Here is a 22,661-nt window from a genome sequence, read left to right on the forward strand (position 1 = left end):
CTACCTCCCCTTGTGTCGGATCTTTTTCCACCATTTAAGCATTATATTCTCTATTGTACTATAAAACCCTTTTAAATGGAGTAAATAATTTTTCATAAATTTTGGGGTTAGTCGCCAAAGGATTTTGCCAATAAGTTGTAGTGGGAACAGTAGAATTTTTCCCGTAAGCACAAGAAGCCAAACTAAAATCGTCCATAAACCTAGTAATATTTTTAATAAGAGAAGCAGCAGCCAACGTATTGGGTGGTATATGACAATAAGGAAAAGTCGTTTTACCAATCGAATGACAGAAATAGTAATAGCAATAATCTTTTCTAACACTTTCATGTAAATGGTCTTCAGCAATGCCTGATACATGGAAAACCCACACAGAATAAGAAGAAATATATAAAACCGGAGCTCCCCCTGGTTTGCAACGAACATAAAATAAAAAATAATTAAGCCTTGCAAGATCCAAAAAAATATCTCGATGGAAAAAGCAAATATGATTTGCTTTTTCCAGTACCTTTCAAACCGTCGAAAGGTATCGATTGCCATCCCGAGATATATTCCTGTCCATAGCATCATAAACATAGTGACAAACTGTGTATCTAAACTCATTTGAACATTTTGCTAAAGAATCCTTTAGCCTTCTCCCCATTTTGCTCATCAAGGTAGGTGAGCTCGTACACTTTCCCTTTAATAGAAACGATTCCTTGATCGACATCAAGATTTTTCATCTGTAGATTTTGGCCTCTGACAACCAAATATCCCATAGACGTTTGTAATAAAAACTCTTCCGCGTCGAAGCTGTCCACTTCCTTCACACCTGTAATTTCTAGATTTCGACGATTGTTCATCTTCACGTGATGCTCTGCTTGTCCCCGAACTGTTTCTTCCTTCTCATAATACTCCATCGAACAACCCCCCTTATCGATAACAATGTATGAACAGAGGCAAAGAAGTAGAACAAAATTTCAACAGCTGGGGCAGCATCCCCATTTGTCCTGTACACTATTTCCCGCGCAATTAATGCAGTAATTTGTCATAAAGCATGGACCTTCGCTTCATATTGGCTGGATAATCATACTAGTTGGCGGAATTGTTTTAGCTTATGTATGCTAGTGAAACGGATTTTTTTAGATGATAAAGAATGTCATAAAAAAACGAGCCTGCTTTGGAGGCTCGTTTTTCCTTATAGCTCTTCTTCCTTTATCACTTTGTATAAAGAATTAGCTTCGTCTTTTTTTACGGTCTCGCGAAGCGAAACTATTTCTATAGTCAGTTGCTTTTGTCCAAATCGAATGGACAATTCATCTCCGATACTAATTTCTGAAGAAGCCTTAGCAAGATTCCCATTAACATGGATTCTTCCTTGAGAGGCTACTTCCTTAGCAAGGGTACGCCTTTTAATCAGCCTTGAAATCTTTAGAAACTTGTCCAGTCTCATAAGTTATCCATCACTTCTTTCTTTTTGTTTTGCTAACACCCAATATTGATCGAGCTCCTCTAACGTCATCTCGGACATAACCTTTCCTGACTCTGAAACAAGAGACTCCATTTCTATGAAGCGGCTTTTAAATTTATGATTGGTACGTTGTATGGCAATTTCAGGATTAATCCTATAGTAGCGGGCAACATTTACGAGCGCAAATAATATGTCTCCCAATTCGTCTTCTTGTTCGTACGCTCCTTTGGCATCTACACTCTCATGGAATTCTTGTATTTCCTCTTCTACCTTTTCCCACATTGGAGCTGGGTCATCCCAATCAAAACCAACCTTCTTAGCTTTTTTCTGGAGCTCTTGTGCCTTCATTAAGCCAGGCAGGGTATCTACTACGCCGTCTATTACAGATGGTCTACTGTCACCCTTTTCCTGTTGTTTGATTTGATCCCATGTGTTTACCACTTCTTCTGCAGAGTGAATGGTTGTATCTCCAAATACATGGGGATGACGGCGGATCATCTTTTCGGTTATAGATAGAATTACGTCATCTACCGTGAAATATCCTTCATCTTCCCCGATTTGGCTGTGCAGCATTACCTGAAGAAGGACATCGCCCAGCTCTTCAACCATCCCCTCATCATCTTGATCTTCAACAGCTTGAAGGAATTCGTAGGCTTCTTCTATTAAATAAGGACGAAGAGATTCATGGGTCTGTTTTCTATCCCATGGGCAGCCATTTGGTCCTCTTAACGTACTAATTACTTCTTTCAACCGGAAAAATTGATGATTCAGCTTCTCCCTCGGCACGGGCGGGATATATAAACTGGTTAAATTACTTAAAGCCATCTCCCTATCCAATTCAAAAAGAGGTAATTCCGTTATCTCTTCCTGGGAGGTTCCAGCAGCTTCCACAATATAGACGGGATGATCATGTGGAATGTCTTCCATTAATTCTATCTTCACGTCAGAGGCAATCATCTCATCGTATAGCTGACAGAAAATAGTGTGCTGCTCATAATTCAGCTGACTCCTCGTAAAATTCGTAGCATCCAGAAATTGAAATCCTTCTATAGGATCGATACGGAGCGAGGCAAATAGGTCGTCTAGAAAGCTTTGCCCCCCTTTAATTTCCACGGTGACTACACCTTCTTTTTGTTTTTCTAACAGAATCTGCACCGTTCTCTCAGCTAGCATAGGGTGACCAGGCACCGTGTACAGTACCGATTGCTGCTGTGATTGCTGAATTAAAGTGTCCGCAATGCTACTATACACATCTCCAAACTGTTCAAAAGCTTCATATGTATGATCGAACGATTGAAAAGACACTCCTTCCTCCTGCAAAGCCTCCACAACCGGATGATGAAGAGTACGAGTAAAAACAGTCTCTTTATAATTTGTCATGAGACGATACAGGCCTAACTGCAGCTGTTCTATATCTCCAGCGCCTAGTCCTACCACAGTAATGTGATTCATATTCTACCTCCTTTTCCATAACCAAATGAGCTTTCCTCCGAAAGGAAGCGCATATAGTTCATCTTCCGTAAAAACGTTCATACGTAGCAGTACAAGCATTGTAACAAATATGCCTGCGCTTACAATACTTATAGTGTACCAAAGATAATCCAGGCGTGTTTGTATAGTAAAAAGGGTCTCCATAACCCATTTCCCAGCCAAAACGGTACTTATCAATGCCAGCAAGGACATGGTGATTGCCTTCCATGGTAGGGAGTTGATAAAAGGTACACGAATCGTTCGATATAATAGGAGTGCATTCCCACCCCAGACCACCATGATTGCTGTTACCGAGCTAATAGCCCCGCCAGTAATACCATACATTGGAATCAGCCATATATTGAGAAAAACCTTTACTACGAAGCCTAGCAATACCATCACAGCTGGAGTCTTCATTCTTCCTAGTCCTTGAAGTAAGGAGGAGTAGGTAAGAGCTAAAGAGCCGAACAAAACTAACACTGCTAGCACCTGCAGCGTCTCGGTACCATGTCGGGAATTAAAGAATAATACATTTACCTCCGGGAGCACTAATACGAGGCCAACTGCCGCTGCTGCAGAAAAAATAAAACTAAACTTAATGGCACTATGCGCATCAGCATAAGCCTCCGCTCGTTTATTCTCCAATCGCTGCTTTGTGAGAGAAGGAACTAAGGAGAGCGCAAAGGAAGAGCCGATTACCGTACCTAATTGGATAAGCGGATATCCTCTATCAAAAACACCCTTCCACTCTTTCGCTTTCTCTAGAGAGTAGCCATAATCTTTAAGCTGTGCCACCATCGTTAAAGCATCTCCGAGCTGGATGAATAGTAAAAGCATATAATTGAGACAGATAAACAACCCAACCATGAAAACCGTTCGGATAATATTCCTGAACGGAATTGGTCGTTGTTCATTGATACTAGATGGAAGACGCTTAACAGCAAAAGCTCCTAACACGCCAATGGCAACCATTGCCCCAACAATCGATCCGAAGGCTGCCCCAGCCCCAACATGGTACAGACTATAACCGCCTCCAACCAAATAAACCGTCGCTAAAACGATAACAACGACTCGGACTAGCTGCTCCGTTATTTGAGAGTATGCGGTCGGCCCCATATCCTGAAGACCTTGAAACGTACCTCGCAATATAGAAGTAAAAGGCAGGAATAAGAAGACCAAAGCCGAGACACGAAGAGGCATAACCAATCCTTCATCCCCCATGAAGGTAGCAATGAAGGGAGCTCCCCCATACAATAACCCACATAACACTAAACTAATACTTATCAGCAACAAGAACACCGGAACAAAAAAGCCGCGCATCGACAACATTCGTCTTTCAGCAACCAATGTCGAAATAGCGACAGGAAAGCCATAAATCGATATCATCCATGCCATGCCAAGAAACGGATAAACCTGTTGATATATGTAGAATCCTACATCACCTGCTATATTTTGCAACGGAATTCGATAGCCGGCACTAAGCACCTTGCCAATCATTCCGGCAATCGTTAACAGCATAGCACCCTTAAAAAAATGTTGTCGTACGTTGTTACTTCCCATGGATGGATCCTTTCTTCATCAATCTCTATCTGCCAAATATTATAGCATAAATAACCTTATAACTTAGACCAGAACAACATACATACACAGCACTGAAACCATTAAAAAAGGAGCCCTAATCGGCTCCTCCAAGCTATTCCATTTGCCTTGCAAGGAAACTAGCAGCAGTTTCCACAGCCTTCTGTTCCACATCGCCAATGGTTTGTCCTTCTTTACCAATTATCATCACACACCCTATCGGGTCACCATTAGCAATAATAGGGCCAATCACATAGGAGGAGATAGACTCTTCATTCCCCTCCACCACTTCTACAGTGGATTCATTACCATCTGTAATAACACTTCTATCCTGAATAGCCTGCTCTACTTTTTTCCCAATGTTCTTGTTCAAATATTCCTTCTTTGATCCTCCTGCAACAGCAATAAATTCATCACGATCACATATAAGAACAGTATGACCAAGAGAATCAAACAAAGCATCCGCATACTCCTTAGCAAAATCACCAAGCTCACTAATCGGAGAATACTTTTTCAAAATAACTTCACCTTCACGATCCACAAAAATCTCTAGCGGATCCCCTTCCCGAATACGCAGTGTCCTACGTATTTCCTTCGGGATAACAACCCTACCTAAATCATCAATACGACGTACTATACCTGTTGCTTTCATTCTATGGAGCCTCACTTTCATTAGATGATTAGCCATGGTGAAAAAATTGACACTCCCTGAATTAACAGGATCACCACCTGATGAGTATAGTATTATTCACAATACAGGAACTATTCATTTAAAATTCAAATTTATAATAAAAAAACCATAAAGTGACAAGAAAAGCGGAGGCGACCGTTCAAAGACGTATGGGCTGGACTTCCCTTGTATGAGATAAAGGAAACACAATGAGCACAGCGAATTGATGTTGACTTATCGCAAGGAAAGGGAGGAAGCCCACTAGTCTTTGGTCGCCGCAGCTAGACACGAAAAGCGGAAGTGGGCGGTTAGTGACGTAAAGGGTGGACGGCCTCGCATGAGATAAAGGAAACACGATGAGCACAGCGAATCGATGTTGACTTATCGCAAGGAGAGGACGGAACCCTTCTAGTCACTGCCCACTGCAGCTAGATCAAGAAAAGCGAAAGTGGGCGGTTAGTGACGTAAAGGGTGGATGGCCTTGAATGAGATAAAGGAAACACAATAAGCAACGCGAATTGATGTTGACTTATCGCAAAGAGAGGACGGAACCCTTCTAGTCACTGCCCACTGCAGCTAGACACGAAAAGCGGAGGCGACCGTTCAAAGGCGTATGGACTGAGGCCAACAGGATGTTGGTCAGTTCCACGTTGCCACACGACGTGGCGCCCTTAGCGGAACTTCCCCTACCTGAATGAGATAAAGGAAACACAATGAGCAACGCAAAAAAGACCCTCACCACAAGGTGAGGGTCCCTACAAGTAAATTACTCCTTCACTGTTTCCAGTGCTTTCGTAACTTCTTCCACTGTTTTATAACGATTCAAGGAATCTTTGCGATTAAATTGGAAGGTCATTTTTAATTTCGTTTCTTCTGTCCCTAATTGGATAAGGCGTCCGTATTGATTAGCAAGCTCAAACAGCTTTGCTCCATCAATGGACTGACTCGCTTCTGTTTCCATTACTAGCTCAATCTTCTTATTCTTTTCCGTAATGGATTCAATGCGTTCCTTCTTAGCATGCAGCTTCAGGATAGATACTTGGAACAGATTCTCTACTTCCTCTGGATAATCACCGAACCGATCCATCAGCTCGTCCTTTAAATCCTGGATGTCTTCATGAGATTCGATAGATTGGAATCGTTTATACATATCAATCTTTTGCTTCTCATCGTTAATGTAACTATCTGGCAAGTACGCATCGATTCCCAAATTCAATTCTGGCTCAAACGGCTTGACCTCTTCATAGGATTTTCCTTGTCGTTTAGCCTCGATAGCATCTTTCAGCATTTGCGAATACATATCGAAGCCAACAGAATCAATAAAACCGTGCTGCTGGGCACCTAAGAGATTACCTGCCCCACGAATGGATAAATCTCGCATGGCAATCTTAAACCCGGAGCCTAATTCGGTAAATTCCTTAATGGCTTGCAGGCGTTTTTCTGCTACTTCTGTTAACACCTTATCTTTTTGATAGGTGAAATAGGCATATGCCACGCGATTGGAGCGGCCAACTCGCCCACGGATTTGATACAGCTGACTCAGCCCCATGCGATCCGCATCAGAGACGATGAGGGTATTCACGTTCGGAATATCTACACCCGTTTCAATAATTGTAGTAGAAACGAGTACATCGGATTCCCCTTCTAAGAAGCTGAACATGACATCCTCCAGCTCAGACTCGTTCATTTGGCCATGTGCATGAGACACACGCGCATCCTCTACTAGTGCTGATATTTCCTCTGCAACTCGTTCAATATTCTCTACACGGTTATATAGGAAAAACACCTGACCTCCCCGCGCCATTTCCCGTTCTATTGCTTCTCGAATAAATACAGGGTTGTACTCCAGAACATAAGTCTGGATGGGGAAGCGATTCTCTGGAGGCGTTTCGATTACAGATAAGTCTCTTACACCAAGCATGGACATGTGCAACGTTCTTGGGATAGGAGTAGCCGTTAACGTTAGCACATCAACATTCGTCTTCATCTGTTTAATCTTCTCTTTATGCTTCACACCAAATCGTTGCTCCTCATCCACGATGAGCAGGCCAAGCTCCTTCACTTTAATATCCTTGGATAAGACACGGTGGGTACCGATTACAAGGTCGACACTGCCATTTTTCAGACCATCTATCGTTTCTTTTTGCTGTTTTCTTGTTCGGAAGCGACTTAGTAAACCAATATTGACAGGGAAGTCTTGGAATCGTTCACGGATGGTTTCGTAATGCTGCTGGGCTAGTATGGTGGTTGGTACTAATATAGCTACCTGTTTTCCATCGGCAATAGCTTTAAATGCTGCACGAATAGCCACTTCGGTTTTCCCATAGCCAACATCCCCACATAAGAGACGATCCATTGGTCGAACACGCTCCATATCGTGCTTAATTTCTTCAATGCAGCGTATCTGGTCCTCTGTCTCTTGGTATGGAAAGGCCGCTTCAAAATCACGCTGCATTTCGGTATCTTCTCCAAAAGCGTGACCTTTGGAAGCTTCCCGTTCTGCATATAACTGGATTAAATCGTCTGCAATATCCTCCACAGAGGATTGTACGCGGCTTTTTACCTTCTTCCATTCAGAACCGCCGAGCTTGTACAACTTCGGCTCTTTGCCTTCGGAGCCAACGTATTTCTGGACGAGGTCAATTTGGTCAATCGGAACGTACAGCTTGTCATCTCCGGAATATTTAATGTTTAGGTAGTCCTTGTGAATACCATTTAGCTCTAAAGTTTCAATACCTATATACCGACCAATCCCGTGATTAGCGTGGACAACGTAATCGCCAACCTTTAATTCCTGATAGCTCTTTATCCGCTCGGCATTGGATATTTTCTGTTTCCTTTTGGGACGACTGGTCCGTTTTTTAAACAGCTCTTTTTCAGTTAAAACAGCAACATGGTGCATCGGCAGCTCAAAACCACTATTGATTTGATCAATAATAATAGTAGGTTTCTGAATCGGAAGCTCAGGCTGCTTGTCTGCCTTCACTGCTTCCATATCATAGTCTTCAAGAACTGATTGAATTTTGTCAGCCCGCTCCTCATTCGGAGCCACAATAAGAACAGAATAGTTCCCTTTTTCCCAGCGCTGCATTTCATTTTGAAGCAAATTCATCTGCCCATGAAATTGCTGCATAGCGCGACAGGAGAAATTCACTATATTTTCTGGCTGTGTATTCGGAATATGACGCAGAAAAACAGACATATATAAACGGGGATGATGCATGCCATGCCATACGTCCTTCCAATTATACGAAATAGCCAGATCTCGGACGATCTTCCCTTGCTCCAGCAAACTGCTATACCACTCTGATTCTTCTTCATCCAAACGATTCGCCGTTTCTTGAATACGGCTCATCTCATCTAAAATAACAAGCCCATCTTCTGGTAAATAGTCTAGTAAACTAGCCGATTGCTCATAGAACAAGGAGGAATATTTATACATTTCCTGAAATCGCTCTTGATTCTTTAATTTTTCAATATCATTTTCAATCGTCTCGGCTAGCTGCTCTTTCAACTCATCACTGGATAGCTTTTGAAGCGTAGAGGAGTATGCCTCTTCCAAACGCTGCCCAGCCCTTGTTAAGTCCTCTTCTGTTAACAGCAGCTCGCTCGCGGGCCCAATGGTGACACGGTCCAGCTTAGCAAGAGAGCGCTGACTATCAGAATCAAAGTATCGGATTGAATCAATTTCATCGTCAAATAATTCAATGCGCAGCGGATTGGGCTGCGTTAATGGATAAATATCCAAGATGCCTCCTCGCAGACTGAATTGTCCAGGCGAGGATACTAAATCAGCACGCTCATAGCCAACATCGACGAGCTCCTTCAGATACTTATCAAGCTCTATTGTAGTCCCCACTTCAAAGGAAAGCTGATACGATTCCCAATATGTAGTAGGAGGGAGTATTCGCTTCAATGCAGCAACTGGAGCCACTAATATCCCCTTTTTGCTTTGTGCCCAATGGTTTAATGCTTCAATTCGCTCACTTCTCAATTCCGGACTGGCGACAGCGATTTCAGAAGCAATCAGCTCGTTAACCGGATAAAGATGAACCTGTTCTGCAGTTGATAAACCTAGTAAATCTTCATATAATTGCTGCGCTTGGACCAACTGATGAGTTACTAATAATATAGGTCTTTCTGTAGCCTCTTCTAAAATAGAAACTAAGGTACTTCTAGCTGAACCAGAAAGACCTGATGCAAATTGTTCCTTCATTCCGGAGGAAAACCCGGAGATTATGGAATGAACATCATCTTGCTTTTGTAAGTACGTCTTTAATCCTTGCAAGTTTTTCCCCCCTGATTAGCCTAGCATCCATACAAAAATGCTTTGGGTTTCTCACCAAAGCACAACATCTTTTATTGTAAAAAAGAATCTAATTCATGGTAATGCGGATTGTTTTCCATTGCTTCCTGACAATGCTCACATATGGTTTCTACTTGAATATCTCCATTTTCGTGATATCGAATCATCTCAAGACGCTCCTGATCGGTTAATTGATGAATCCCAAGCTCATGGCTAGTTGCCTGTTCGTGCCCAATTTCAGCCATGTGCTGCTTACAGTGACGGCATCGGTAAACTACGGCCATAATGTGCCTCCTAACAGAACACTTTTATGCCTAGTTTGTCCTCTATAAGATAACCTTATACGAAAACAGGTTCAAGGATTCCCCGTTATTGATTAAAATCGTTCATCACTTCATTAAACGACTTTTCCATCCAAGCTTCACAAGCATCCGCTGCATAAGAAATACTGTCTTGAATAACAGCCTCTTCGTCTTGTTGAAACTTGCCAAGTACGTAATCCGGTACTGGCATTGGCACACTCGGTCTTCCAATACCAAAACGCAAGCGAGGAAACTCCTTCGTACCAAGCTGATCAATGGTAGACCGTATGCCATTATGGCCTCCATGACCACCTTTTTTCCGAAGTCGTATTTTTCCTGGAGGCAGATCCAGATCATCGAAGACTACAACAATATCTTCAATATCTAAATCATAATATTCCATCAGCGGACGAATAGCCTCCCCTGATAAATTCATGTACGTCATCGGCTTCATGATTAAAATCTTCTCTGTACCTATACGCTCCACTGTATATTGAGCTTTATACTTCTCTTTATCTAACGTCCAGCCCTGCCGTCGTAACAACTCATCTATAACCATAAACCCAACGTTATGCCTTGTCTTATCAAACTTAGGTCCTGGATTACCAAGCCCAATAATACACTTCATATTATCCCTCATTTCCACAACACGTCCAAATAATATCTAGCTTTATATATTGTACCGAATTTTATAAGCAAAAGAAAAGAAGAAACCTGTGAAATATTTAGAAAAGCGGAAGTGCCCGTTAAGCGGCGTATGGACTGGATGGCCCTGAATGAGATAAAGGAAACACAATGAGCAATGCGAATTGATGTTGACTTATCGCAAGGAAGGGACAGAAGTCCACTAGCCGCTGGGCACTGCAGCTAGACACGAAAAGCGAAGGCGACCGTTCAAAGACGTATGGGCTGGACGGCCTCGCATGAGATAAAGGAAACACGATGAGCATTGCGAATCGATGTTGACTTATCGCAAGGAGAGGAAGGAAGCCCACTAGTCTTTGGTCGCCACAGCTAGATCAAGAAAAGCGGAAGTGCCCGCTAAGCGGCGTATGGACTGAGGCCAACAGGATGTTGGTCAGTTCCGCGTTGCCACACGACGTGCCTTAGCGGAACTTCCCTACCCTGAATGAGATAAAGGAAACACGATGAGCATTGCGAATCGATGTTGACTTATCGCAAGGAGAGCGCTGAATCCTTTTCGTGTTTAGATATTCTAACCGAGAAGCTGCCATTCCTATTCTCATAAAAAAGAGGCGCAACCAATAGGTTGGGCGCCTCCTTTTGCTAACTCATTAGGATTGGTCCTCTTCTGAGTTTTCCTCTGTATTTGCTTCTTGTTCTGCTTTTTCATTGATTACTTCAGGCTCAGCATCTTGTGTCTCACCTGATTCAACAACCTCTTCAGTCTGAGGTGGCAGGACGGTTACAATGGTAGTGGTTTCGTCCTCTGTAATTTCATAATTCCGACCTTCTTTAAGGTCTGAAACCAATAAACTATCATTAACTTCTAGGTTAGTAACATCTAAAGTGATGTGCTCTGGTATTTCATTTGGTTTAGCACGAACGGATAATTCATGAAGCGGTTGAGAGAGAATTCCTCCATCTTTCACGCCTTGTGCTTCTCCGTCCAAGTGAATTGGCACTTGTACGTCTACTTCAGAAGACATATCGATTCGGAAGAAGTCTGCATGATACAGTTCATCACGAATCGGTTCTACTTGATGGTCATGGAGCATAACGTCAATTGGTTTATGCCCTTCAATATCAAGAGCAAGGATTACGTTTTTACCTTCATCACGAAGGGTTTTCAGTAATTCCAAACTGTCAACGGAAATAGAAATCGGCTCTTGGTTTTGTCCATATACAATCGCCGGTACTTGACCATTGTTGCGAAGTTCATTCGTTGCTGAACGTCTGAAATCATTTCTAGTATTAGCTTTTACTGTAATTGCCAAGATAATCAACCTCCAAGAAATTATGAAGCTTCTAATGAACTATAATTCCCGTAGTTTACCAGGGCTAAACATTAATTTTAGAAAATTTACAAATTAGTCAAACAAGATGCTAATGGATTTACGTTCGTGTACACGCGTGATAGCTTCGCTAATCAATTGACCTACAGAAAGAACTGTAATCTTATCAATGAGCTTCTCGTCCTTCAATGGAATTGTATTGGTCACGACAAGCTCTTTAATCTTAGAATTATCGATTCGTTCAATAGCCGGTCCAGACAATACAGGGTGTGTGCAGCATGCATACACATCTTTTGCTCCGTTTTCAATAAGAGCATTCGCAGCTAACGTCATGGTTCCTGCCGTATCAATAATATCGTCTATTAGAATAGCTGTCTTGCCTTCAATATTACCAACAATATTCATGACCTCTGCCACGTTTGGACGAGGGCGTCGTTTATCAATAATAGCGATTGGCGCTTTCAAACGATCTGCCATTTTACGAGCACGGGTCACACCGCCGTGGTCTGGAGATACGATTACGACATCATCAAAGTTCTTCTCTTCAAAGTAATCAGATAGAAGCGGTACTCCAATAAGGTGATCGATTGGAACATCAAAGAACCCTTGAATTTGAGGTGCGTGAAGGTCCAGCATGATGACACGAGTAGCACCAGCAGTTTCTAGAAGGTTTGCTACTAATTTAGACGTAATAGGCTCACGGGAACGAGCTTTACGGTCCTGACGAGCATAGCCGTAATATGGCATTACAATATTAATAGAACGAGCAGATGCACGTTTTAGAGCATCGATCATAATCAAAAGCTCCATAATGTGCTGGTTCACTGGCTCACCGGTAGATTGAATAACATATACATCACAGCCACGAACGCTTTCTTCAATGTTAATCTGAATTTCTCCATCACTAAAACTAGTTACGGTACATTTACCTAGCTCTGTACCTATGTTTTCTGCAATCTCTTGTGCCAAGGACGGATTGGAATTAAGGGAAAATACCTTTAAAGCCGGATCCTTATATTGACTATTAGCCATTAGCTACAAACCTCCATTAGTCGTTTTTCTTATTTTTTAATTTTTCTACATAGCCTTCCTTGTTCGTTTGACGGGAACGGGCTATGGAAAGAGAGCTGTCAGGAACATCATTAGTTATCGTAGAACCTGCTGCAACATAGGAACCTTCACCTATTGTGACGGGAGCAACCAGGTTAGAGTTACATCCGATAAATGCTCCATCTTCAATAGTGGTAAGATGCTTGTTTTCTCCATCATAATTAACTGTAATGGTTCCACAGCCAATATTAACACCACTGCCTACCTTTGCGTCACCAATATAACTCAAATGAGACGCTTTACTTCCCTCTCCGAAAGCAGCTTTCTTTGTTTCCACAAAGTTACCTATCTTCACGTCATCTGCTAACTCAGAAGCAGGACGAATGTGAGCATATGGACCAATTTTAACACGTGCACCGATGTGACTATCATGAGCTACACTTTGTTTAATAGTTGTATCTTGTCCAATTGTACAATCTTTAATTTCAGTATGAGGGCCGATTTCCGCTCCCCCTGCAATAGTTGTATGACCACTGATGGTGCATCCAGGGTAAACCACTGCATCCTGACCAATTGCTACACCTAATCCGATATACGTATTATCTGGATCTATTAGGGTGACGCCGCTCCGCATATGATATTCGTTAATGCGCGACTGCATAGCACGTTCCGCTTTGGATAACGCTACACGGTCATTTACCCCTAAGGTTTCTGTAACATCGTCCGTTTGGTAGGCAGAAATCTTCTCCCCTTGATTCTTAAGAATCTCGATGACATCCGGAAGGTAATACTCCCCTTGTGCATTATCGTTAGATACAAGTTGCAACGCTTCAAATAAAGCCTCATTGTCGAAGCAATATGTACCAGTATTTATTTCTTGGATCAACTTCTCGTCAGAAGAGGCATCTTTTTGTTCAACGATTCTTGCTACATCCTGGTCCTCATTTCGAACGATGCGTCCATATCCAGCAGGATTATCTGCATGAGCGGTTAGAAGCGTTACTTTAGCTTCCTCTTGCTCATGGTACTGGATTAGATTTTCTAGTGTCTCAGAGGTCAGTAGCGGTGTGTCTCCACAAACTACCAATGTCGTACCCTTCTTACCAGATAACACCGGGTCAGCCTGCTGTACAGCATGGCCAGTACCTAGCTGTTCCTCTTGGATGATAAATTGGCTGTCCTCACCAATTTGCTCCTCCACCTGCTCTGCGCCATGGCCAACGATGGTAATGATGTTCTCCAACTGTAGTGACAGTAATTGGTCTACTACATGCTGAACCATCGGCTTTCCGCATACAGGGTGCAATACTTTATATAATGATGACTTCATACGGGTTCCTTTACCAGCTGCTAACACGATTGCATAGCGATTATCCATGAACACAATACCCCCATCCTTTATATCCATTACGAATATATCTTAAAACCCACTCTATTTCAATAAATAAAAGAAACCAGAGAAGATTGAACCTCATTATTTTCGGGTATAACCATAAAAAAGGAGCCTAATCTCCTAAAAAGATTAGACTCCCTGTTCCTTAGATAACTTAAGAAGCTCCAGCTTCTTCATATTCAACTTCTACTTCACCGGCACGGTGATACTCCTCTAATACTGCGTCCTGAATCTTCCCACGCGTGTTAGAGTTAATTGGGTGAGCGATGTCACGAAACTCTCCATCTGGAGTGCGTTTACTTGGCATCGCTACGAACAACCCGTTATTACCATCAATTACACGAATATCATGAACTACGAATTCCCCATCCAGTGTAATAGAAGCAATTGCTCGCATTCTTCCTTCCGTATTGACGCGGCGTAATCTTACGTCTGTAACTTCCATTATGTGTCACCACCTTTTGTCATAAGAACTTATTTACCAATATTCAACAAGAATCCATGAATTCCTTCTTAGTGAATAAAAAAATTTACTATTTTCTATTTTTTCTTCATTTTCACTAATTTTAGGAAACAAATGTATATATTGTCATCCCCTTAGCGCATAAATAGTTCCTAGTAACTAGAAAAGCGGGAAGCGCCTTGTTTATCCGATTCAGGCTTACGAGAAATCTCATTGGTGCATTCATTGTCACGGTTGGCGCCGGTCTGCATTATGGAAGGCATAAAAAAAGAAGGGGGTTTGGAACCTCCCCTTCTTACAGCCATCTATCCCTGAAACAGGTTTCCACGATGGACATCTATTTTCTTATTCTTGATATCTACATTGCTAATCTGCAGCAAGGAAACATAATCATCCACAACTCGTTCTTCCTCTTCGTCCTCTGCTTCAGCAAGCACTCCAATCCCTGCCACGTTGGCTTCAAATTCATCCAGCAGGCTTTTCATTCCATTGATTGTTCCTCCAGCTTTCATGAAGTCATCAATGATTAGTACGTTAGTGCCCTGGCTGAAGCTGCGCTTTGGGAGTACCATAGTTTGAATTTTTCGGGACGAGCCGGACACATAATTAATGCTGACCGTCGATCCTTCTGTTACTTTAGGGTCTCTCCTTACAATGACCACTGGGACGTTTAAGAAGGAAGCTACAGCATAAGCTAGCGGAATTCCTTTTGTAGCCACTGTAACAACAACATCAATAGAATGCTCTGCAAAGTGAGTAGCAAATAGCCTTCCGATGTTCCTTACTGTTTGTGGGTCTCCAAGTAAATCACTCATGAAAAGATACCCACCAGGTAACAACCGATCTGGATCCTCTAACTTATTAGCTAACTCATCAACAAAGGATTCGCTTTTCTCTTTCGAATTTAGCGGAATGTATTTTACACCGCCTGCTGCCCCCGGAACAGTTTGCAAGCGGCCAATCCCCTCTTTTTGAAACCTTTCATTTATGATGCCAAGATCCTCGCTTATAGAGGATTTAGCTGAATCATACACGTCTGTGAAGAAAGGCAGCGATACTAATTGATGAGGATGCTCTATTAAATAATTTGTCATTGCAATTAAACGTTCACTTCGTTTCATGCTCACACCTCAAAACCGAATATTATATGCTTAATATACCAAAAATATACGGTTTTAATCAAGTGTGTTTCGAGTACCCAGCATTCGGACAATATACACCTCGTCGCAAAACCCTCTAAGACCATTATAAATGCGGTGTGCGCGGGACTCCTGCTGTGTTAAGCCAAACACAGTTGGTCCGCTGCCACTCATTAAGACGGCGTCTGCTCCAAAATCCTTCATATGGGATTTAATTTGATCTACCTCTGCATGGAGACTCGTTGTGACAGGCTCCAATACATTTCCCATATTGGCACACATCTTGTCATAATCCTCTTCCTGTAACGCTTCAACCATCTTATGAACGTCTGGATGATCAATAGTCTCAAGGTTCAGGTTTTGATAGATGGCTTTGGTCGACACTCCAATGGAAGGTTTGGCTAAAATGACCCAGCATGGAGGGGGAGCATCTATCTCCTTAATCTGTTCTCCTCTGCCTGTAGCTAGTGCCGTCCCACCGTACACACAAAAGGAGACATCAGACCCAATGCCAGCTCCAAGTGTTGCTAGCGTATCTAACGATAAATCAAGACCCCATAAATGATTTAGGCCCCGTAACACCGCTGCCGCATCACTGCTGCCTCCAGCTAACCCTGCCGCCACTGGAATTTGTTTTTCAATAAAAATCTCTACACCCTCACGAATGTGATATGTATCCTTAATGAGTCGCGCCGCTTGATAGGCAAGATTCCGGCTATCACTCGGAACAAAGCGGTTCTCAGACACAATCCGAATCTCATCCGACTTCAGAGGTGTCAGCTCAATACGATCAGCCAAATCTACTGTCGTCATAACCATCTCTACCTCATGATATCCATCCTCCCGCTTATACAGCGTATCCAACACTAAATTAATTTTAGCCGGAGCCTTCTCTAGGAAACGCAACACATCACCCCATCTCAACATAAATATATGAACCGATTGTATCATAAAAGGACATAGCAAGCGAGACGAATAAGAAAGGGCCGGTTGTCCTCATTTTATTTCTTTTGTATAGAAGAAATCAGGACGAAACCATATGATTTCGTCCATGACTTAGCAAGTATCATGTTCAACCCGTTCGAGGGTCTTAACCGTTATTGAGGTTTGTTCTTTGCTAGTTGCTGCTGTGCTCGTTGAACGGCTAATTTAGTCATATTACCTGCATCTCGTGCCGTAATACCACCATAGCCTTCTTTAGCAACGGTGTCGTAAAAGCCCAACTCTTTAGCGATTTCCTCTTTGAATTGATCTGACATGATGCCTCGACGTCTGCTCAAGGGAAAACAGCTCCTTTCTTCATTAGATGGGTCCGACATCTATAGTGTGTGAGAAGCAACTAGGCAATAATCGGAAATGTTTATGGAAAAAAAGGCAATAAAAAAAGCAGTAAACGTGGTTTACTGCTCCCCTAAAGCCATTGTAGCACTTTCGCCAAAGCTTAATTCAACTGTTTCTGTTAAGACATCTGCGTAGCTGTAAGAGACTCTTTCAAAAGAGTTTTGCTCTTGATCCAGCTCTACAATAAATACAGCCGGATAGGTTTCTGCAAGTACACCACTTCGTTCGATGGTTTTTCTACGACCACCATTAGCTTTCAATGTTAACCGATTCCCAATTTGACCATCGAGAGCCTGTTTAATTTCTGCTAACGTTTTTCCCACTACACTCCACCTCACTATGTTTCCACTATAACATAGAAGCTCTACTTAAGTCAAATAAATCTTAATATTATAGCAGTATCTTATTTTTAATGTCAATGATTTCTACGTAAATTCCTACACTATTGGTTATTGTTCCAAATTTCGACAAACTTATGTATAGATAATTTGAGGAATTTCTACGTTCTTCTTTGCACCCCACAAAGGTAATACTATGCTCCAAAAAGGAATAGTATGCATCCTCCAGTAAATTTACAAATGGAGTGCTATATATGAGCGATTTTTAAATGGGATGAGTCAGTTATATGAGTTGAATGAGCTGTTATTCAAATTAATGAGCGGTCGGGCAATTTATACAAAAAACCCGGCGCAGCGATTGCACCAGGCGTTTATTCCTCGATTAGAAATGTTCCTTCTTCTTTCTGATATGGCATCCCTGTTCTCATCAGCCCTCTTGTCTCCACACCACCAAGCCCCTTTTCTCCGGTTAAGGTGTTACGGATAACATCCCATACGTTCACTTTTTCCATGAAGGATGTATAGCTGATTTTTGCGACTATATAGACAGGGTCTAGGGCGTGAATGTTCACTCTTGTCGGGGAGCTTGCAAAATTGCTGCCAGACCCTATTAACGACTCGAAATGGGATTGACAGGCACCGGAGAAAATAACCAGCTGATCTAAATGGGGTACTTTTCTTCTAGCCTCTCGGACGGTTTCAGCGAAGTACTTAGAATGTCGATAAGCGCGTATGTCATGCTTCTCTCCTTTGTTTTGGGAGTAAGCATCGTGACCAGTGATAACCAGAATATCTGGGTTTATCTTGTCAATAAGCTCTCCTACCTGGTGAGGCATATCCTTCTCATTCACATACACACCATGCACCTGGAGTCCTAATTGCTCATATAGGTCGATACACTTCTTTAAGTATAATCGGTCTCCATCTAAATGCAGAACACGAGAAGGGAGCTGAAAATAAGATCCTCCATGCTGATATCCAGCAGACGCTTCATATTCTCGTTTTTGCCTCATTAGTTGATAGTCCTGCTTGAACAAGCGATAAGAGTATTCCTCCTCTTCCTTGGCTTGTTCTTTACGCCGCTTCACTTCCTCTGTTTGAACCTTTACCAAATCCAAAGGAGGGGCGTCTGCTTCTAAACGAACTTCTTCTCCATATAATAGAACTCGTTTCTCTTGTACTTCCTGAACGCGAAATAACACGTCATGGCCGTATGAGGAACGCGTTACTAGGTCACCCTTTACAAACATACAAAAATCTCCTCCTCACACAAAGAACACTTACTACAGTAGCCTATGTGTGAAAGAGGAGATTGTGCTTACAGCATCGAGTAAAATGTATTAGCAAGCCTTGCAAACTCTGCCATTGATAGAGATTCTCCGCGTCGTCCACCCTCAATGGAGGCTTCCTCTAACCCTTCGCGTATTTCGTCTTTTGAAAAGCGATCCTTGAAATGACGAGAAAGGTTATTCATTAGTGTTTTCCTTCGTTGCCCAAAGGAGGCTCTAACCAAGTCAAAATAAAACGGCTCATTATCGACCTGAACAGGTGGCTCCTCTCTCATTACTAATCGTAAAATAGCAGAACCAACGTTAGGCTGCGGCATAAACACCGTCTTCGGCACATCCATGACTACACTTGCCTCTGTGTAGTACTGTACCGCTATTGAAAGAGAGCCATAGCTCTTGCTGCCTGGTTCGGCAGCCATACGATCTGCCACTTCCTTTTGAATCATAACATTGATACTAGTTATCGGGAGGTTGTCCATGAGCAAATTCATTAAGATTGGAGTCGTAATATAATAAGGGAGATTCGCAACTACATGAATAGGCTGTCCCTCTTGAAAATACTCCTCAATCACTTCATGGACATTTGCCTTTAATATATCCTCATGAACGATACGGATATTCTCATAGGGCTCTAACGTATCGTTTAAAATCGGCAGAAGGCGTTGATCAATTTCAAATGCCAATACCTTATCTGCTTTCTTTGCTAACTGCTCCGTAAGAGCACCGATTCCTGGGCCGATTTCAATGACTCCACTCTCCTCGTCCACTCCAGCCTTCTCTACAATATTCTCTAACACGTTGACGTCAATCAAGAAATTCTGCCCTAAGCTCTTCTTAAACGCGAAGCTGTATTTGTCGAGTATCTCTTTGGTCCGTTTAGGGGTTGCTATCGCTTTTTGCTCCATTATGCCTCTTCCTCCTGCAGTATGGCTTCCATCGCCGTCACAAACTCTTTTCTCGTGATTTGAAACATCGTTAACCGCTTATATAGTTGCTTTGCATTGGTGTACCCTATTTTTAATCTGAGACCTAGCTTTTCTCTTCGTGCTCTGGCATTAGCACCACCAACAAGCCCAAAAATCACTAAGTCTTCTTGAGTAATATCACTCTCATATGCCTCTGTCATTGTATAGACGTTCTTTAGCGCTTCCTGCACCGCTTCTATTGATGCATGCTCTACACCGACGCCTTTATTATATTTAGCCAAAGCTTCCTTCTTCGGCAAAAAGGCGTGCTTGCATCCAGGGATAGCCTGAGAGACAATGTGCCGAATTCGCTCCCCCGGGTAATCAGGGTCCGTAAAAATAATCACGCCTCGCTTTGCTTGAGCGTGACGAATTTGAGTTAGCGCTGATTCGTCCACCGCCGACCCATTCGTTTCAATAGTATCCGCTTCAACGGCTCTTTTAATGTTGACTGTATCATCCTTGCCTTCTACAACAATTACTTCTTTTATTCTCAATCATTCTTCCTCCCGTACATCTATCTTCTATTAGTTATAACACGGAACGAGAGGAAAAGAAAACGTAGCCCCGGAGCAACCAATGATGGACGGCACAAAAAAAAAGAGCAGAGGTTTCCCCCTGCTTTACTTACCTAGCACCTTCACTCTGACTTGCCGCCTTCCAAATGAGTTCGCGGCGCTTTTCGATTGATAATAGAGATCAATCTTGTTTCCTTTAATAGCTGATCCCGTGTCACCTGCTACAGCATATCCGTAGCCCTCTACCCACACACGAGTACCGAGGGGTATAACACTTGGGTCCACTGCTACGACCTTCTGGTTTGGATTTGATTTCAAATTAATACCGGTAGTGGTCACACCTGTACAACCAGAACAGTTGGCAGTATAAGCTGTTGCGGACATGTAAAGAGTTTTACTGCTGCCGGACGGATTATTAGTATTATTGTTATTATTGCTATTACTGCTGCTGGAGGACTTACGGGAAACGTTTTGCTGAATTACCTTCGTTCCTACAGCGACAATCTTGTCCTTACTTTCCTTAGCAGTCTTCTCTTCCACTAGCTCCCGCTTCACTTCTTTCCCGTTTTCAAGCGTTACCTCATAATGCTTCTCCACAACGCCTTCTTTACCACTTTGTACTACTTTTTCATCGCCTTTTTCAATCGATTCATCATTTCGTTTTACTACTGCATAGTCGAGTGATTCTTCCACTACGTCTGTCACTTTTTCCACACGAGTAATCGTTACGTCGGATGAATCATGTGATAGGGCATCCGATGTGTTCTGCTTCAATGTATCTTGCTTGCCTAACTCAATTCCTTGCTCTTCAAGGAATTTCTCTACTGTCTGAGCAGTAGTCCAAATATTTTTTTCCTTGCCGCCGTCATTTAATGAAACCTCAAACGCTTTTCGTACGTCTATACTCATACCATCCTTAATTGTCGCACCTTTCTCATGAGACAAATGGTCCCGATCGGATATAGATACGTCCTTAGCCTGGAAAAAATCTTTTACTGTATCTTGAACTGTGTAATATTGTTTAGTTTGATCATCAACCGTCAGCGTCACCGCTTTAGCAGATTGATAGTCTATCTTCATTCCTGATGTAATGTCCGCTTCTGTGGAGTGCGAGATTTTATCGTGTGACTGAACATCGATGTCAAGGCTTGCTAGTAGATCGCCAACTGTTTTGGCGTGTGTACGCACTGTCTTTGTCTCTTCATTAGTGCTTACCGTTACCTCCGCTTTAAGAGCTTCGTAGGTAAAGCTACCGAGCAAGGCAAAAAACACTACAGAACTTACTACTGACAACACAAGCTTCTTCATGCTCTGCCTCCTTTATCCATGCAGTAGATTATACTCACCGCATAAGTTAGCTGTCAAATCAGATTCTGGTCGTTATGGCATAATTACCCAGAACCCCTTCAGCCAAGCTCTTATTACTATAAACGGTAATAGAGAAATTGGAAACCCAAAAGTTTCGACACGTATATACAAGAGCCTCCAATTCCCCCCTACCGCTGCCACTTTTTGCGGAGTTATTGGTTTAGACGAAATAATTTAAAAGCATTTTCTGTCGTTTTCTGACCAACTTCTTCGAGCGAAAGTCCTTTAATTTCTGCAACTTTTTCTGCAACCAGCTTCACATAGGCAGGTTCATTCCGTGTTCCGCGGTTTGGATGCGGTGCTAGAAATGGACAATCCGTTTCAATCAGCATGTGCTCAAGATCAATTGCTTCCGCTACTTCTTTCGGATCTCTTGCATTCTTAAAGGTGACAGGCCCCCCTAAGGATATGTAAAAGTTCATCTCTACACATTCTTTCGCATATTCCACCACATCATTATAGCAATGCATAATGCCTCCTACTTCTTCTGCTCGCTCCTCCTTCAATATGTCGACGATATCCTTTGTTGCTTCACGGTTATGGATAATGATTGGCATATTTACCTTTTTAGCTAGTTGGATTTGCTTTCTAAATACGTCCTTTTGCACCTCTGCTGGCGATTTATCCCAATAATAATCCAAGCCCATTTCACCAAGCGCCACCACTTTCGGATGTGCCGATAGTTCCTCGAGCCACTCCAAATCCTTTGATTCCATATCTACAGCATCAACTGGATGCCACCCTACAGCTGCATAAATATGCTCATGGGTTTCGGCAATTTCTATCGCTAAAGGAATGGTTTCTCTATCAAACCCTACGACAACCATATATTCCACACCAGCGTCCCTTGCCCGTTTAATCGTTTCTTCTCGGTCATCATCAAATTGTCTTGCATTCAAGTGTACATGTGTATCAAATAGCATATAGTATATCTCCTTTAATTCGATTTTGTGTCATCATTGTAACACCAGTATCTTAGTTTCTTAAGTAGTTCGATTAAACGTGTATGTATTCCCAACTACCTCTTTCGCTATAGTCTGCCCCTTTC

22 protein-coding genes are annotated in these 22,661 nt (G+C 42.4%); all 22 read right to left on the minus strand.

Annotation, left to right across the window (positions count from 1 at the left end; genetic code table 11):
- Positions 1–600 carry a spore cortex biosynthesis protein YabQ gene (yabQ, locus tag ACFFGV_RS18775; protein WP_377351181.1) on the minus strand — a complete coding sequence of 200 codons (600 nt, stop codon included), beginning with the start codon at positions 598–600 and terminating at the stop codon, positions 1–3.
- Positions 597–896: a sporulation protein YabP gene (yabP, locus tag ACFFGV_RS18780; RefSeq protein ID WP_377351184.1), complete on the minus strand. Its 300-nt coding sequence runs from the start codon at positions 894–896 to the stop codon at positions 597–599. Before yabP ends, yabQ begins: the two co-directional genes overlap by 4 nt.
- 278 nt (positions 897–1,174) lie before the next feature.
- The gene (locus ACFFGV_RS18785; protein WP_377351186.1) at positions 1,175–1,429 is read right to left on the minus strand and encodes an RNA-binding S4 domain-containing protein; all 255 of its coding nucleotides are present in this window, start codon (positions 1,427–1,429) and stop codon (positions 1,175–1,177) included.
- A 3-nt stretch (positions 1,430–1,432) separates the two neighbouring features.
- Positions 1,433–2,899: a bifunctional methyltransferase/pyrophosphohydrolase YabN gene (yabN, locus tag ACFFGV_RS18790; RefSeq protein ID WP_377351188.1), complete on the minus strand. Its 1,467-nt coding sequence runs from the start codon at positions 2,897–2,899 to the stop codon at positions 1,433–1,435.
- A 3-nt stretch (positions 2,900–2,902) separates the two neighbouring features.
- Complete coding sequence (locus ACFFGV_RS18795; RefSeq protein WP_377351190.1) at positions 2,903–4,477, minus strand: putative polysaccharide biosynthesis protein; 1,575 nt, start codon at positions 4,475–4,477, stop codon at positions 2,903–2,905.
- Positions 4,478–4,610: 133 nt separating this feature from the next.
- Entirely contained in the window at positions 4,611–5,147 is a 537-nt protein-coding gene (gene spoVT / locus ACFFGV_RS18800; RefSeq protein ID WP_377351192.1) for a stage V sporulation protein T, read from the minus strand.
- 784 nt (positions 5,148–5,931) lie between these two features.
- On the minus strand, positions 5,932–9,453 hold the full coding sequence (gene mfd, locus ACFFGV_RS18805) for a transcription-repair coupling factor (protein WP_377351194.1): 3,522 nt from the start codon (positions 9,451–9,453) through the stop codon (positions 5,932–5,934).
- A gap of 71 nt (positions 9,454–9,524) precedes the next feature.
- Positions 9,525–9,755: an anti-sigma-F factor Fin gene (fin, locus tag ACFFGV_RS18810; RefSeq protein ID WP_377351196.1), complete on the minus strand. Its 231-nt coding sequence runs from the start codon at positions 9,753–9,755 to the stop codon at positions 9,525–9,527.
- Between the two features lie 85 nt (positions 9,756–9,840).
- Positions 9,841–10,401, minus strand: coding sequence for an aminoacyl-tRNA hydrolase (gene pth, locus ACFFGV_RS18815; protein WP_377351198.1), 561 nt, complete (start codon positions 10,399–10,401; stop codon positions 9,841–9,843).
- 667 nt (positions 10,402–11,068) lie between these two features.
- Complete coding sequence (locus tag ACFFGV_RS18820) at positions 11,069–11,731, minus strand: 50S ribosomal protein L25/general stress protein Ctc (protein WP_377351201.1); 663 nt, start codon at positions 11,729–11,731, stop codon at positions 11,069–11,071.
- Between the two features lie 93 nt (positions 11,732–11,824).
- Positions 11,825–12,781 (minus strand): ribose-phosphate diphosphokinase, encoded by a 957-nt coding sequence (locus ACFFGV_RS18825; protein ID WP_377351203.1) that lies wholly within the window; start codon positions 12,779–12,781, stop codon positions 11,825–11,827.
- A 16-nt stretch (positions 12,782–12,797) separates the two neighbouring features.
- The gene (gene glmU, locus ACFFGV_RS18830; RefSeq protein WP_377351207.1) at positions 12,798–14,177 is read right to left on the minus strand and encodes a bifunctional UDP-N-acetylglucosamine diphosphorylase/glucosamine-1-phosphate N-acetyltransferase GlmU; all 1,380 of its coding nucleotides are present in this window, start codon (positions 14,175–14,177) and stop codon (positions 12,798–12,800) included.
- 169 nt (positions 14,178–14,346) lie between these two features.
- Complete coding sequence (gene spoVG, locus ACFFGV_RS18835) at positions 14,347–14,637, minus strand: septation regulator SpoVG (RefSeq protein WP_377351210.1); 291 nt, start codon at positions 14,635–14,637, stop codon at positions 14,347–14,349.
- A gap of 323 nt (positions 14,638–14,960) precedes the next feature.
- On the minus strand, positions 14,961–15,776 hold the full coding sequence (gene purR, locus ACFFGV_RS18840; protein ID WP_377351214.1) for a pur operon repressor: 816 nt from the start codon (positions 15,774–15,776) through the stop codon (positions 14,961–14,963).
- 54 nt (positions 15,777–15,830) lie between these two features.
- Complete coding sequence (gene ispE / locus ACFFGV_RS18845; RefSeq protein WP_377351264.1) at positions 15,831–16,700, minus strand: 4-(cytidine 5'-diphospho)-2-C-methyl-D-erythritol kinase; 870 nt, start codon at positions 16,698–16,700, stop codon at positions 15,831–15,833.
- 191 nt (positions 16,701–16,891) lie between these two features.
- Complete coding sequence (locus ACFFGV_RS18850; RefSeq protein WP_377351217.1) at positions 16,892–17,074, minus strand: small, acid-soluble spore protein, alpha/beta type; 183 nt, start codon at positions 17,072–17,074, stop codon at positions 16,892–16,894.
- 120 nt (positions 17,075–17,194) lie between these two features.
- The gene (gene veg / locus ACFFGV_RS18855; RefSeq protein ID WP_377351220.1) at positions 17,195–17,458 is read right to left on the minus strand and encodes a biofilm formation stimulator Veg; all 264 of its coding nucleotides are present in this window, start codon (positions 17,456–17,458) and stop codon (positions 17,195–17,197) included.
- Positions 17,459–17,844: 386 nt separating this feature from the next.
- On the minus strand, positions 17,845–18,723 hold the full coding sequence (gene yabG / locus ACFFGV_RS18860) for a sporulation peptidase YabG (protein WP_377351222.1): 879 nt from the start codon (positions 18,721–18,723) through the stop codon (positions 17,845–17,847).
- Positions 18,724–18,791: 68 nt separating this feature from the next.
- Complete coding sequence (gene rsmA, locus ACFFGV_RS18865; RefSeq protein ID WP_377351224.1) at positions 18,792–19,667, minus strand: 16S rRNA (adenine(1518)-N(6)/adenine(1519)-N(6))-dimethyltransferase RsmA; 876 nt, start codon at positions 19,665–19,667, stop codon at positions 18,792–18,794.
- Positions 19,667–20,224 (minus strand): ribonuclease M5, encoded by a 558-nt coding sequence (gene rnmV / locus ACFFGV_RS18870; RefSeq protein ID WP_377351227.1) that lies wholly within the window; start codon positions 20,222–20,224, stop codon positions 19,667–19,669. Before rnmV ends, rsmA begins: the two co-directional genes overlap by 1 nt.
- Positions 20,225–20,350: 126 nt before the next feature.
- Positions 20,351–21,553, minus strand: a complete 1,203-nt coding sequence (locus ACFFGV_RS18875; RefSeq protein ID WP_377351229.1) for a ubiquitin-like domain-containing protein — start codon at positions 21,551–21,553, stop codon at positions 20,351–20,353.
- A gap of 212 nt (positions 21,554–21,765) precedes the next feature.
- Positions 21,766–22,536, minus strand: coding sequence for a TatD family hydrolase (locus ACFFGV_RS18880; protein ID WP_377351231.1), 771 nt, complete (start codon positions 22,534–22,536; stop codon positions 21,766–21,768).
- Positions 22,537–22,661 lie beyond the last annotated feature (125 nt).

The sequence above is a fragment of the Pontibacillus salicampi genome (assembly GCF_042434395.1).
GTDB classification, from domain to species: domain Bacteria; phylum Bacillota; class Bacilli; order Bacillales; family BH030062; genus Pontibacillus; species Pontibacillus salicampi.

Coding starts and splice junctions, on each gene's coding strand:
- yabQ (WP_377351181.1), bottom strand. CDS start 600: ATGAGTTTAGATACACAGTTTGTCACTATGTTTATGATGCTATGGACA.
- yabP (WP_377351184.1), bottom strand. CDS start 896: ATGGAGTATTATGAGAAGGAAGAAACAGTTCGGGGACAAGCAGAGCAT.
- ACFFGV_RS18785 (WP_377351186.1), bottom strand. CDS start 1,429: ATGAGACTGGACAAGTTTCTAAAGATTTCAAGGCTGATTAAAAGGCGT.
- yabN (WP_377351188.1), bottom strand. CDS start 2,899: ATGAATCACATTACTGTGGTAGGACTAGGCGCTGGAGATATAGAACAG.
- ACFFGV_RS18795 (WP_377351190.1), bottom strand. CDS start 4,477: ATGGGAAGTAACAACGTACGACAACATTTTTTTAAGGGTGCTATGCTG.
- spoVT (WP_377351192.1), bottom strand. CDS start 5,147: ATGAAAGCAACAGGTATAGTACGTCGTATTGATGATTTAGGTAGGGTT.
- fin (WP_377351196.1), bottom strand. CDS start 9,755: ATGGCCGTAGTTTACCGATGCCGTCACTGTAAGCAGCACATGGCTGAA.
- pth (WP_377351198.1), bottom strand. CDS start 10,401: ATGAAGTGTATTATTGGGCTTGGTAATCCAGGACCTAAGTTTGATAAG.
- ACFFGV_RS18825 (WP_377351203.1), bottom strand. CDS start 12,781: ATGGCTAATAGTCAATATAAGGATCCGGCTTTAAAGGTATTTTCCCTT.
- glmU (WP_377351207.1), bottom strand. CDS start 14,177: ATGGATAATCGCTATGCAATCGTGTTAGCAGCTGGTAAAGGAACCCGT.
- spoVG (WP_377351210.1), bottom strand. CDS start 14,637: ATGGAAGTTACAGACGTAAGATTACGCCGCGTCAATACGGAAGGAAGA.
- purR (WP_377351214.1), bottom strand. CDS start 15,776: ATGAAACGAAGTGAACGTTTAATTGCAATGACAAATTATTTAATAGAG.
- yabG (WP_377351222.1), bottom strand. CDS start 18,723: ATGTTTGTAAAGGGTGACCTAGTAACGCGTTCCTCATACGGCCATGAC.
- rsmA (WP_377351224.1), bottom strand. CDS start 19,667: ATGGAGCAAAAAGCGATAGCAACCCCTAAACGGACCAAAGAGATACTC.
- ACFFGV_RS18875 (WP_377351229.1), bottom strand. CDS start 21,553: ATGAAGAAGCTTGTGTTGTCAGTAGTAAGTTCTGTAGTGTTTTTTGCC.
- ACFFGV_RS18880 (WP_377351231.1), bottom strand. CDS start 22,536: ATGCTATTTGATACACATGTACACTTGAATGCAAGACAATTTGATGAT.